Origin of the sequence: Aeromonas sp. 1HA1 (genome assembly GCF_029237385.1) — a bacterium.
GTDB classification, from domain to species: domain Bacteria; phylum Pseudomonadota; class Gammaproteobacteria; order Enterobacterales; family Aeromonadaceae; genus Aeromonas; species Aeromonas popoffii.
Window position 1 is genome coordinate 1 of the sequence record NZ_JAACGC010000093.1, and the last position, 12001, is coordinate 12001.

Consider the following 12001-nt stretch of genomic DNA (forward strand, 5'->3'; position numbering starts at 1 on the left):
AGGACTCTGAGGGTAGAATTGGTCATGGCGTATCACCTCTGTTAATTGAGATTCTTCGCGGGAATCAATCAGCAGGATACGCCACCTTCTCTATCTCCCCCATACACCAGAAATCACCATAACTCCATTGATACGGGATCCCGGTTTTGCTCGAAAATCAGATGATGTTGTTGGCGGTATTCGAACGGGCGGCGCTGATGCTGATGACCCTGTTCTTTCTGACCCGCACAAGGCCGTTCCAGCGGCTGTTCCAGAAGCGGGATCACACCCCGGCCGAGCTGGTGCTGGTGGCCTCCATCTTCTGTCTGTTCGCCGTATACAGTACCTACACCGGCATTCCGGTGGAGGGTGCGCTGATCAACGTGCGGATCATCGCCATCATCTCGGGCGGTATCCTGTTTGGCCCCTGGGTCGGCATTCCGGCCGGGGTCATCTCCGGCCTGCACCGCTACCTCATCGATATGGATGGTCACACCTCGATCCCTTGCCTCATCACCAGCATTATCGCCGGCCTGCTGGCGACCTGGTTGCACCTGCGCTGTCGCAAGTCGCGACTCTGGCTCTACGGCATTCTGGCGGGGATGCTGTGCGAGGGGCTGACCATGCTGCTGATCCTGCTGCTGACAGAGCCCCACGGGGTAGGGGTGGAGATCGTCAACCACATCGCCTATCCGATGATCGCCGGGGCGCTCTGCATCGGCCTCATCATCAAGCTGGTGCAGGATCTGGATGACGAGAAGGAGCTGATTGCCGCCAAGCAGGCCAAGCTGGCGCTGGATATCACCAACAAGACGTTGCCCTTCTTCCAGAACATCGATCGCCACTCTCTCAGTCAGGTGTGCGAGGTGATCCGGCGCGACATCAGCGCCGATGCTGTGGCCATCACAGATACCCATGACGTGCTGGCCTACGTGGGGGTGGGCAAGGATTATTACGAGCTGGACGAGCACCACGCCATCAGCGGCATGACCCAGCAGGCGGTGCTGCTCGACCAGATCATCATCAACAACGATCTGCGCCAGTATCACCTATCCGATTTCCACTCGGTCATCATTATTCCGCTGCGGGAAAACGGCGCGGTGAGCGGCACCCTCAAGATCTATTACCGCCGCACCCACAGCATCACCAGCTCGCTGCGGGAGATGGCGGTGGGCCTCTCCCAGCTCATCTCTACCCAGATGGAGGTGTCGCGCATCGAGCAGCTCAAGGAGATGACCCGCAAGGCGGAGTTCACCGCGCTGCAGAGCAAGATCAACCCGCACTTCCTGTTCAATGCCCTCAACGCCATCTCGTCGCTCATCCGCATTCGCCCCCAGCAGGCGCGCCAGCTGATCGCCAATCTTGCGGACTACCTGCGCTACAACCTCAACAAGGGGGATGAGCTCATCGACATTCAGGAGGAGCTGCAGCAGGTGCGCGACTATGTGGCCATCGAGCAGGCCCGCTTCGGCGACAAGCTGGAGGTGGTGTTCGAGGTGGACGATGTCCACATCCAGGTGCCGAGCCTGCTGTTGCAGCCGCTGGTGGAAAACGCCATCCTGCACGGCATCCAGCCTCGCAGTGCGCCGGGTCGGGTCACCATCGAGGTGAAACAGCTGGCGGGGGGCATCCGGGTATCGGTGCGAGACACCGGCTATGGCATCAGTCAGACAGTGATCGACGGGGTGGCCGCCGGTCGGGTAGAGAGCCGCAGCATCGGCCTGATGAACGTGCATCAGCGGGTCAAACTGCTCTATGGCGACGGTCTGCAGCTCAAGCGGCTGGAGCCGGGTACCGAAGTCTGTTTCTATCTGCCGGATCAGGAGTCGATGCCATGCTGAGTGCCATCATGGTTGGGGATAAGTGTGTGCCGCGAGAGGTGTTGTCATGCTGAAAGCCATTATTGTCGAAGACGAATATCTGGCTCGCGAGGAGCTCATCTATCTGGTGAATCAGCACAGCACCATCGAGATAGTGGCGAGCTTCGAGGATGGGCTGGAGGCGTTCAAATACCTGCAGGATCACGAGGTGGATGTGGTCTTCCTCGATATCCAGATCCCCTCCATCGACGGCCTGCTGCTGGCCAAGAACCTGCACAAATCGAGTCACCCGCCCCACATCGTCTTCGTCACTGCCTACAAGGAGTTTGCGGTGGAGGCGTTCGAGCTGGAGGCGTTCGACTACATCCTCAAGCCCTACAACGAGCCGCGCATCATCAATCTGCTGCAAAAGCTCGAGCATGCGGGCAAGTCGCAGCCAGCCACTACGGGGGAGGCGAGCGGCGACGTGATCAGCCCGCAGAATCGCACCGTCAATCTGGTGAAGGGGGAGCGTATCATAGTCACCCCCTGCGAGCAGATTTACTACGCAGAGGCGGACGAGAAGCTCACCTATGTCTACACCCGCACCGATCGCTACGTGATGACCATGACCATCAGCGAGTTTGTCAGCCGCTTGCCTGCCGAGGGGTTCTTCCGCTGTCACCGCTCCTACTGCGTCAACATCAACAAGATCCGCGAGATAGTGCCCTGGTTTAACAGCACCTATCTCATCCGGCTCCATGATCTGCCGTTCGAGGTGCCGGTGAGCCGCAGCAACATCAAGGCGTTCCGTCAGCTGATGCGGCTCTGATTGTCATTCATTCCCGCCGATCTGCATTTCATGCCTTAATCGGTCGGCGCGCGCGGCGTCTTGCCTATAGTGGCCTCACTTTCCTGAAGGCCATCGACCGAGACGCATCATGACCATCGATCTGAACCGCACCCGGTACCTGACACTGATCGGTACCATCATCACCCAGTTCGCACTGGGTTCTGTCTACACCTGGAGCCTGTTCAACGCCCAGCTCTCCGACAAGCTGGACGAGCCGGTGAGCCAGGTGGCCTTCGCCTTTGGCCTGCTCAGCCTCTCTCTGGCGGTGGCCTCCTGCATGGCGGGCAAGCTGCAGGAGCGGTTCGGGGTGCGCAATGTCACCCTGGGGGCCGGCGTGCTGCTCGGCATTGGCCTCTTCCTCACCGCCCACGCCAGCAATCTGGTGATGCTCTATCTCTGCGCGGGCATTCTGGTCGGTTTTGCCAACGGTACCGGCTATCTGATGACCCTCTCCAACTGCGTGAAGTGGTTCCCGGAGCGCAAAGGGCTCATCTCCGCTTGCTCCATCGGTGCCTATGGCCTCGGTAGTCTCGGCTTCAAATATATCAACCTGCTGCTGCTCTCCAGCTCCGGCCTTGAGACCACCTTCCAGCTGTGGGGGCTGATCACCATGTCCATGGTGCTGGTGGGTGGCATGCTGATGAAGGATGCACCCCAGCAGGCCGCTTCGGCGCAGCAGACCGAGCGCCGTGATTTCACCCTGGCCGAAGCGATGCGCAAGCCGCAGTACTGGATGCTGGCGCTGATGTTCCTCACCACCTGCATGAGCGGCCTCTATGTCATCGGTGTGGCCAAGGATATCGGCGAGAACATGGTGGGTCTGTCGGCTGCAGTGGCTGTCAATGCGGTCGCGGTGATCGCCATGGCCAACCTGGGGGGGCGACTGGTGCTGGGTATCCTCTCTGACAAGATCTCCCGCATCCGGGTCATCACCATCGCCCAGCTGATCATGCTCTGTGGCATGGGATTGCTGTTGTTCGTGCCGCTTAATGCCAACCTCTTCTTCGTGGCGGTAGCCTGTGTGGCTTTCAGCTTCGGTGGCACCATCACCGTCTATCCCTCACTGGTGAGTGACTTCTTCGGTCTCAACAACCTGACCAAGAACTACGGCGTCATCTATCTGGGCTTTGGTCTGGGCAGCATCATCGGCTCCATCGTGGCCTTCCTGTTTGGCGGCTTTATGGCGACCTTCAACCTGATCCTGGTGTTGCTGGTGGTGGCGCTGGTGCTCTCCCTGACCATCCGTTTGCCGGCGCCGGTATCGGTGGCGCGGGCCTGATTACCCTCACTGCCACAGCAAGCAATAACAAAGACCCGGGCCATGCCCGGGTCTTTGCATTTCGGATGGTCGCTCAGCGTGGCGCTAGCCCCAGCAACAGACGGGCCTGACGGCAGGTATCCTCCACCGTTGACCAGTTATCACCTGTGATGGTGATGTGGCCCATCTTGCGGCCGGGGCGGGGTTTGCCCTTGTCATAGAGGTGCAGATGCAGACCGGGCAGCGCCAGCAGGGCGGCCCAGTCTGGCGTGCCGTTTTGCCAGAGATCTCCCAGCAGGTTGATTAACAGGGCGGGCCGCACAGCGATCTGCTCTGGCAGCGGCAGATCGCAGAGGGCGCGTACCTGCAACTCGAACTGGCTGCATTCAGCGTTGTCGAGGCTGGGGTGGCCCGAGTTGTGAGGGCGGGGCGCCATCTCGTTCACCAACAGCTGGCCGCCCACCAGGAAGAACTCCACCGTCAGTACCCCCACGTAGTCGAGGGCGGCGATGAGATGTTCGGCAATGCGCTTGGCCTCACTCTCCAGCGCCGGCGCATTGGCCGGTGAGCGAGTCTGGTCGAGAATGCCGCCGCTGTGCCAGTTCTGCACCAGTGGCAGGGCGCTGATGGCGCCGCCTGGGCTGCGGGCCAGCGTCAGGGCAAATTCCCCCTCCAGCGCCAGCAGTTTCTCCAGCACGCAGGGCACGCCACTGCCTGCCAGCGCCGTTGCCAGTTCGTCCAGATTGTTTACCTGCCACTGCCCCTTGCCGTCGTACCCTTCGCGGGCAGTCTTGAGGATGGCGGGGAAGAGTTCGCTGGCCTGTGCGGGGATGGGATCTTCCGCCAGCAGCGCCAGATAGGGGGCAACCGGGATGTCTGCTTCGCGCAGAAAGGCTTTCTCCTCGCGGCGATCCTGACAGATACGCACTGCGCTGGCGGCCGGGCGCACCGGCTTGCGTTGCTCCAGCAGTGCCAGGGTGGCGGCGGGTACGTTCTCGAACTCGCAAGTGATGGCGGCGCAGCGGCTGGCCAGATCGTGCAGGGCCGTTTGGTCGTCATAGGAGGCGACAATATGGTGATCGGCGGCGGCACCGGCGATGCTGGCCGGGTCGGGATCCAGTACCACCATCTTGTAGCCGAGGCGGTGGGCGGCCATCACGAAGTAGCGGCCAAGCTGGCCGCCGCCGAGCATACCGAGGGTGGCGGGTGGCACTATCATGTCGGCTCCTCCAGTTGCAGCGCCAGCACCCGGTCACGCTCGTTGGCACGGAAGTCGTCGAGCTGTTGCTGGTAGCGGGGAGCCTCCTCGTCCCGGGCGACCGACAGCAGAGAGACCGCGAACAGTCCGGCGTTGGCTGCCCCCGCCTCGCCGATGGCGAAGGTAGCGACCGGCACCCCCTTGGGCATCTGCACAATGGAGAGCAGCGAGTCCATCCCCTTGAGCTGACGCGAGGGAATGGGGACGCCCAGCACTGGCAGCGTGGTCTTGGCGGCGACCATACCCGGCAGGTGGGCGGCGCCACCGGCCCCGGCGATGATGGCGCGCAGACCGCGTTCGCGGGCACTGGCGGCATATTCGAACAGCAGATCCGGCGTGCGATGGGCAGACACCACGCGCGCCTCGTAGGGCACACCGTGCTCCTTGAGGATGCGGGCTGCGGCCTGCATCACGGGCCAGTCGGAGTCGGAGCCCATCACCAGGCCAATCAGGGGAGGGGTGTTCATGTTTGTTGGTTCCTTGCTGTTAAACGTTTGCTTTTGGTAAACAAAAAGAGCCGGCAAGCCGGCTCAGAATTTCTCGGGTCGCACGATTTCGACCGGTTGCAGAAAGGCGATCATGGCGTAGTCGGGGTAGTAGCGACTCTGCAGGTGGGCCAGCAGCCGCTCCGCCTGCTCGCGGCTGCAGATCGCCTCCAGCCGGATATTGCCACTCTCGCTCCAGCTGGCGTTACGCTCGCCATGATCACCCCGGCCGCGGGCATCGGTGATGGTGTAGCCGCGCAGCCCCTCGCGGGTGAGGGTGCGCAGCAGGGTCGGCTCCAGATTTGCTTCCGTGATAACGGTCAACAGGGTGCGGGTCTCGGTCTGCATGTGGCTACTCCGTGAAGTGGCGGGCCCAGCTGTGGTAGAGCGGGATTCCCAGCATGATGTTGAACGGGAAGGTGACCCCCAGCACGGCGCTGAGGGACAACCCCGGGTTGGCTTGTGGCAGGGCGATACGCATGGTGGCCGGTACGGCGATATAGGAGGCGCTGGCCGCCAGGGTGGCCAGCAGGGTCAGGCCGCCGAGGGAGAGCCCCATCAGCTGGCCAGCTGCCAATCCCAGTCCCGCTGAAGCGAGCGGCATCAACAGCGCGAAGCCGAGCAGGAAGAAGCCATGCTTGCGCAAGTCCTGACACTGGCGGGCGACGATGAGGCCCATCTCCAGCAGGAACAGTGCCAGCGCTCCCTTGAACAGGTCGACGAACAGCGGTTTGAGCGGGGCAACGCCATCGGGGCCTGCCAGATAGCCGATGGCCATACCGCCCAGTAGCAGGGTCACCCCTTTGCCGAGGAAAGATTCGTGAGCCAGCATGCGCCAGCGAGTTTCGCGGCTGATGCCACGGGCTAGCACTATCCCCACCAGGATGGCCGGGATCTCCATCACCGCGAGGAAGATAGAGAGTTGTGATTCAAAACTGATACCCCGTTCGGTCAGCCAGTTCACCCCGACCGCAAAGGTGGCCACGCTGACCGAGCCGTAATGGGCTGCGGTAGCGGCGGCATCCACCCGGTTCATCTTGATGCGCAACAGCGCAAAACCTGCGAGGGTCTGCACCACCCCGAGCAGTATCACCAAGGCGAGTTGTGGCAGCAGTGGCAACAAGGATTGCTGGGCCAGGCCGACACCGCCCTTGAGGCCGATGGCCAGCAGCAGGAAAAGGGAGAGTGTATCGTAGAGCGCGGGCGGTAATTTCAGCTCGGAGCGCACCAGACCGGCCAGCAGTCCGAATAGAAAGAAGAGAACAACGACATCCAGCATGATGGCTCGCAGGAGGAGTGCAGATAATGGTTGCATGCTAGAGCCCGCGATGTTTCGATAAAATCAGATTGTGACTGATGGTTGTTCGGTAAAAACTGATAAGGGATGGCATGCTCAACTACAAACAGCTCTACTACTTCTGGCATGTGGCGCGCTGCGGTAGCGTGACGCAGGCGGCGCAACAGCTTCATCTCACGCCGCAAACCATCAGCGGTCAGGTCGCCGAGCTGGAGATCTCCCTCGGGGTCGCGCTGTTTAGCAGAGTGGGTCGACGCCTCGTGCTGACCGTCGCCGGACGGCAAGCACAGGAGCAGGCGGGGGCGATTTTCTCGCTGGGGGCCGAGCTGGAACACACCCTGCGCCACGCCAGCCAGGAGCTGATCATGCAGGTGGGGATTGCCGACTCCGTGCCCCGCACCTTGGCGTTCGAGCTGCTGGCCCCCGCCATGGCGCTGGCGACACCGGTGCGGCTGATCTGCCATGAAGAGCGGGCCGAACAGCTATTCAGCGAGCTGGCCAGACACAAGCTGGATATGGTGCTGATCGATCGCCCACTGCCACCGGACAGCGGCGTACGTGGCTACAACCATGAACTGGGGCGTAGCCCGCTGGCACTGTTTGCGAGCCCGGCGCTGGCGGCGCGGGCGCGGGATGGCTTTCCCGCCTCGCTGGAGGGGTTACCGCTGCTTATTCCCGGAGAGAAATCGGCCACCCATGACCGGCTGCTGGCCTGGTATCGCCAGCAGGGCATACATCCCCATCTGGTCGGTCAGTTTGACGACTCAACCCTGATGAAGTCGTTCGGCAAGGCGGGCATGGGGATCTTTCCAGCCCCCCTTGCGATGCGTGACGAGATTGAGCGCCTCTATGGCGTCGAGTTGCTCGCCACCTTGCCCGAGGTCACGCTCTCCTATTATCTGGTCTCTGCTGGCCGCCAACTCTCCCACCCCGGTGTACAGGCGGTGATAGAGGGCGCCAGACAGCGGCTGGTAGAGATGGAAAAGCATAAATAGAAATCTGGATGGCTATACATCCAATCTGGCACTGCCTATAATCCCCGCCGCTTTGGCGCATCATGCTTAATAGGGAATCCGGTGAAAATCCGGAGCTGGCGCGCAGCGGTAAGGGGGAACGAAGTGACATCAGGGCACTGCCGTCAGGTGGGAAGCCGTCGCCGTAGGCCATCAGCCCCTCAGCCCGAAGACCTGCCAAAGTTCATATTTCGGGCCGAGAGAAACCGGCCACGAAGTAGATGCTTACGCGAACTTAAGGATCTCTCATGTCCAAGAAATTATTGGTGGCAGCCCTGTTGCCAACGGCTGCCTTCGCCCAGACGACCATCCCCGTCAATCCTACCCTGGTGATCACCGCCAACCGGGTGGAACAACCCATCAGCTCCGTCCTGGCTCCTGTTGTGGTGATCGAGCGCGCCGAGATCGAAGCCCGTCAGGTGCAGAGCCTGCCTGCACTGTTGAAGACGCTGCCGGGTGTGCAGATCACCACCCTGGGTGGGCGAGGGCACATGAGCAGCCTGTTCATCCGCGGTACCAACTCCAACCATTCGCTGGTGCTGATGAATGGGCGCCCCATCGCCGCCATGGTGGCCGGCACGCCAGACCTCAGCCAGATCCCCCTCGGCAATATCGAGCGCATCGAGTACATCCGGGGCCCGCGCGCGGCTGTCTATGGCGCGGATGCCATCGGTGGCGTCATCAACCTCATCACCAAAACCTCCGCCAAGCATGGCAACGAGACCCACCTGAGAGGTGGCGTGGGCAGCAATGGTTATGGCCAGGGTCAGGCACGTACCGTGCAGGCCCTGGGTCAGCAGACCGACATGAATATGATGATCGGCTATGAGCGTACCGATGGTTTCGATGTGGTGGCCAATGCCCAGCAGCCGGATCGGGATGGCTTCGACAGTCTGCACGGCCAGATCGGGCTGAACCACGCCTTCAATGATGCCTGGCGTGCGGACTTCAACGCCCAGGGCTATGACAACTTGACAGATACCGACGGCACTACAGACCAAAGCCGAGTCAAGGCCTTCCAGTATGATGGTGGTCTCAAGTTTCAGAGCGAGACGCTGACCAGTCGGCTGGAGGCCAGTTATGGCGAGAACAAGCTGAAGAGCTGGCTGGAGAGCAAGGGGGAATCCAGCGCCCAGCCGATCCACACCGGCTTGACCCGTTTCTCCTGGATCAACAGCTGGAGCGGCGTCGAGGGGCTCAATCTGACCGGTGGTGCAGACTGGCAGCAGGAGCAGTTGAAATCCAACTCGCGCAGCGCTGGTCAGGCGTTCAATGCCCCCGATCGCGACAACACGGGTCTGTTTGCGGTGGGCAGCTATCGCTGGCAGGCCCTGCTGTGGGAGCTTTCGGGTCGCACCGATGACAACCAGCAGTATGGCCGTCACAACACCTGGTCTGCCGCCAGTGGTCTGGACATAGATGATAACCACAATATGCGGTTGAGTTATGGCACCGGCTTCAAGGCGCCGACCTTCCTCGATCTCTACTATCCCGGTTATGAGAATCCTGATTTGAAACCGGAGGAGAGCAAGAACCTGGAGTTGGGCTTCAGCGGTCGTTATACCGGTTGGGACTGGTCGCTGAACCTGTATCGCAACAAGATCCAGAACCTGATCGTCTGTCAGAGTGCGTTCTCCAGCTGTGAGCCTGACAACACGGATGCCGAGATCCGCGGCGTGGAAGTGGCGCTGGGTCTGGAAACCGGACCGCTCCATCACGACGTCAGCTTCGATTACACCAAGACCGAAGACAAGAACGATGGCGACCAGCAACTGTTGCGCCGCGCCAAGCAGAAGGTCAGCTGGCTGACCCAGGTACAGCTGGGTCAGCTCGATCTTTCAACCGAACTGCTTTATGTGGGCAAGCGGGATGGCAAGAACTTCAGCAGCTTCCCGGCAGAGCGGGTAGAACTGGGTTCCTACACCCTGATCAATCTGGCGGCCAGCTATGGGGTGACGCCTCAGCTCACTCTGGGTGGTCGCATCGACAACCTGTTCGATTGTGACTATACCCCGGCCTATGGTTACGCATCTGCGGGTACCGAGTTCAAACTGACGGCGGACTACCGCCTCTGATGGCCAGCGCAGCTATATATAGCTGCTATATGTAGAAGAGAAAAAGCGAGGCCCTGCCATGTGCAGGGCCTTTTCTATTGGCGGCAGGCGAGAGTATGATAGCCGCCTTGCACCAAAGGGGGAGGTCAGGTGGCCAATATTCTAGTGTTCGACTCCGGCATGGGTGGCTTGAGCATCTATCGCGAGATCCGCCGTGCGTTGCCGGCACACGACTACTTCTATTGTTTCGACAATGCAAACTTCCCCTACGGTGAGTTGAGTGAGGCTGCCCTCATTACGGCTTGCACCCGGCTGGTTAGTCATATGGTGGCCGAGCATGCCATCGATCTGGTGGTGATTGCTTGCAGCACGGCCAGCACCATAGCCCTGCCGTCCTTGCGTGCGGCCCTGACCATTCCGGTTGTCGGCGTGGTGCCTGCCATCAAACCGGCTGCTACCCTGACCCGCAATGGCTGTATTGGCTTGCTGGCCACCCCGGGCACCGTCAGCCGTGAATATACTCACCACCTTATTACCCAATTTGCCCCGGGCCAGCGGGTGTTGCTCAAGGGGACGACCGAGCTGGTGATCGAAGCCGAGCACAAGCTGGCGGGACGGCCGGTAAACATGGCGCTGTTGCAGGAGGTGCTGATGGACTGGATGGAAGGAGAGGCAAGACCGGATACACTGGTGCTGGGCTGCACCCACTTCCCGCTGCTCAATGACGAGATCCGGCAACTGATGCCAGGATGTCAGCTGGTGGATTCAGGGGACGCTGTGGCAAGACGGGTGGCCCATCTACTGGCGACGGTCGCTGGGCAACCTTCCCAAGCCGTGGTGCAGGCGAGGGCCTATTGCACCCGACTGGATGCAGAAGCCCAAAAACTGACAGCCCCCTTGCAAGCTTGGGGGCTGTCATCACTCGAAGAGGTTCGGTACTAGTTCGTTACCGCCAAGGGATCAGGCGTCGACCTCGCTCCCTTCTCTCTCATCCTTATCCCGCTTGTCGTTGGCTTCGCGTACCTTGAGGGTACGTTGCTGATACTCCTTGTCATTGAGTGCCGTGATTGCCTTGGCTGCATCGGCAGCGGGCATCTCCACAAAACCAAATCCTCTGCGCTTGCCGGTAGCCTTGTCCTTCATCAAACGGACAGAGATTACCTGACCTTGTTCGGCAAACAGCTCGCGTACTGCAATCTCGTTGGCGCGATAGGGCAGGTTGCCTACATATAAGGTGCAAGTCTCTTGGCCGGAGACCAGCTCTGCCGTGGCGGCAGGTGTCCGCTTAAGAAGCAGCGGCACGATGAAACCACCAATGGCCAGACCCACAGCAAAAATCACTTCGGCTTTCAAAGAAAACTGCAGAGCTTGGGCAACCAGATAACCAACCAGCGCCAATACCAGGGCAAGGATGGCCGCCTGCACATAAACGGGAAACTTGGATAAATTCATCTTTAAAGACCTTTTGTAAATGAAAGCAAAAAAGGTGCAACACTCTATTCACCTCCATGGTAACCAGCTTTCCAGCCGGGCGCTACCATGGACCACTTGGTACACATTATCCGTTCCAGTATGGCATCCCTTAATGGGGGAAGACCCACTTAAATGATGATAAAACAGGACTGAAATCATCGGCTTGTGGATAACACTGTATATATACACTGAGTAAGCTGTTTCTAATTGGATATTTTGAAGTTTCCGTGACTTTCTTCAAAAAAAGTCTTGTCATCCCGAAGCCGCTCCCTATAATGCGCCCCTACCAGCACGGCGGAACACGCCAACCTGATGAGCCAGCTTCCTAGCGAAGTGGGCGCCGAAAGAAAAGCGAAAACAACCGCTTGACTTTCGAAGTGAGGAGTGTAATATGCGCCTCCTCAACGCGACAAGCGTGACGCTCTTTAACAATTTGAATCAAGCAATCTGTGTGGGCACTCACAGCATCGAACATCAAACAATTTTGTTGATTTTCAATGTCTGGTGAAGTGACCAAGACGATTTCTTAGCA

11 protein-coding genes and 1 riboswitch are annotated in these 12001 nt (G+C 60.0%); of the genes, 6 read left to right on the top strand and 5 right to left on the bottom strand.

Going from position 1 to position 12001, the window contains the following annotated elements; all coding sequences use genetic code 11:
- The first annotated feature begins 146 nt into the window (after nt 1–146).
- From GWQ22_RS19340 to GWQ22_RS19350, 3 genes are all read left to right on the top strand, one after another.
- The gene (locus GWQ22_RS19340; protein WP_275931338.1) at nt 147–1820 is read left to right on the top strand and encodes a sensor histidine kinase; all 1674 of its coding nucleotides are present in this window, start codon (nt 147–149) and stop codon (nt 1818–1820) included.
- 46 nt (nt 1821–1866) lie between these two features.
- Nucleotides 1867–2610 carry a LytTR family DNA-binding domain-containing protein gene (locus GWQ22_RS19345; RefSeq protein ID WP_042036242.1) on the top strand — a complete coding sequence of 248 codons (744 nt, stop codon included), beginning with the start codon at nt 1867–1869 and terminating at the stop codon, nt 2608–2610.
- A 109-nt stretch (nt 2611–2719) separates the two neighbouring features.
- Entirely contained in the window at nt 2720–3910 is a 1191-nt protein-coding gene (locus tag GWQ22_RS19350; protein WP_275931339.1) for an MFS transporter, read from the top strand.
- 73 nt (nt 3911–3983) lie between these two features.
- Here GWQ22_RS19350 and GWQ22_RS19355 read toward each other — a convergent pair whose 3' ends face one another.
- The 4 genes from GWQ22_RS19355 to GWQ22_RS19370 form a co-directional block, all read right to left on the bottom strand.
- The gene (locus tag GWQ22_RS19355; RefSeq protein ID WP_275931340.1) at nt 3984–5108 is read right to left on the bottom strand and encodes a 5-(carboxyamino)imidazole ribonucleotide synthase; all 1125 of its coding nucleotides are present in this window, start codon (nt 5106–5108) and stop codon (nt 3984–3986) included.
- The gene (gene purE, locus GWQ22_RS19360; RefSeq protein WP_042036236.1) at nt 5105–5614 is read right to left on the bottom strand and encodes a 5-(carboxyamino)imidazole ribonucleotide mutase; all 510 of its coding nucleotides are present in this window, start codon (nt 5612–5614) and stop codon (nt 5105–5107) included. The genes GWQ22_RS19355 and purE overlap by 4 nt, the downstream gene beginning before the upstream one ends.
- 63 nt (nt 5615–5677) lie before the next feature.
- On the bottom strand, nt 5678–5980 hold the full coding sequence (locus GWQ22_RS19365) for a hypothetical protein (protein ID WP_005321666.1): 303 nt from the start codon (nt 5978–5980) through the stop codon (nt 5678–5680).
- 4 nt (nt 5981–5984) lie between these two features.
- The gene (locus GWQ22_RS19370) at nt 5985–6911 is read right to left on the bottom strand and encodes a sodium-dependent bicarbonate transport family permease (protein WP_275931343.1); all 927 of its coding nucleotides are present in this window, start codon (nt 6909–6911) and stop codon (nt 5985–5987) included.
- Between the two features lie 110 nt (nt 6912–7021).
- On the opposite strand from GWQ22_RS19370, the gene GWQ22_RS19375 reads away from it, so the two are divergent.
- The 3 genes from GWQ22_RS19375 (at nt 7022) to murI (ending at nt 10938) form a co-directional block, all read left to right on the top strand.
- Nucleotides 7022–7924, top strand: coding sequence for a LysR family transcriptional regulator (locus tag GWQ22_RS19375; protein WP_042036231.1), 903 nt, complete (start codon nt 7022–7024; stop codon nt 7922–7924).
- A gap of 36 nt (nt 7925–7960) precedes the next feature.
- Nucleotides 7961–8139: riboswitch (cobalamin riboswitch) on the top strand.
- 51 nt (nt 8140–8190) lie between these two features.
- A complete protein-coding gene (locus GWQ22_RS19380) occupies nt 8191–10017 on the top strand; it encodes a TonB-dependent receptor (RefSeq protein ID WP_275931341.1) in 1827 nt (608 codons plus the stop codon).
- 129 nt (nt 10018–10146) lie between these two features.
- Nucleotides 10147–10938 carry a glutamate racemase gene (gene murI, locus GWQ22_RS19385; protein ID WP_275931342.1) on the top strand — a complete coding sequence of 264 codons (792 nt, stop codon included), beginning with the start codon at nt 10147–10149 and terminating at the stop codon, nt 10936–10938.
- An 18-nt stretch (nt 10939–10956) separates the two neighbouring features.
- On the opposite strand, the gene GWQ22_RS19390 is transcribed toward murI, so the two are convergent.
- Nucleotides 10957–11448 (bottom strand): RNA-binding protein, encoded by a 492-nt coding sequence (locus GWQ22_RS19390; RefSeq protein WP_042036224.1) that lies wholly within the window; start codon nt 11446–11448, stop codon nt 10957–10959.
- Nucleotides 11449–12001 lie beyond the last annotated feature (553 nt).

Coding starts and splice junctions, on each gene's coding strand:
- GWQ22_RS19370 (WP_275931343.1), bottom strand. CDS start 6,911: ATGCTGGATGTCGTTGTTCTCTTCTTTCTATTCGGACTGCTGGCCGGT.
- GWQ22_RS19345 (WP_042036242.1), top strand. CDS start 1,867: ATGCTGAAAGCCATTATTGTCGAAGACGAATATCTGGCTCGCGAGGAG.
- GWQ22_RS19350 (WP_275931339.1), top strand. CDS start 2,720: ATGACCATCGATCTGAACCGCACCCGGTACCTGACACTGATCGGTACC.
- GWQ22_RS19375 (WP_042036231.1), top strand. CDS start 7,022: ATGCTCAACTACAAACAGCTCTACTACTTCTGGCATGTGGCGCGCTGC.
- GWQ22_RS19390 (WP_042036224.1), bottom strand. CDS start 11,448: ATGAATTTATCCAAGTTTCCCGTTTATGTGCAGGCGGCCATCCTTGCC.
- GWQ22_RS19355 (WP_275931340.1), bottom strand. CDS start 5,108: ATGATAGTGCCACCCGCCACCCTCGGTATGCTCGGCGGCGGCCAGCTT.
- GWQ22_RS19365 (WP_005321666.1), bottom strand. CDS start 5,980: ATGCAGACCGAGACCCGCACCCTGTTGACCGTTATCACGGAAGCAAAT.
- GWQ22_RS19380 (WP_275931341.1), top strand. CDS start 8,191: ATGTCCAAGAAATTATTGGTGGCAGCCCTGTTGCCAACGGCTGCCTTC.
- purE (WP_042036236.1), bottom strand. CDS start 5,614: ATGAACACCCCTCCCCTGATTGGCCTGGTGATGGGCTCCGACTCCGAC.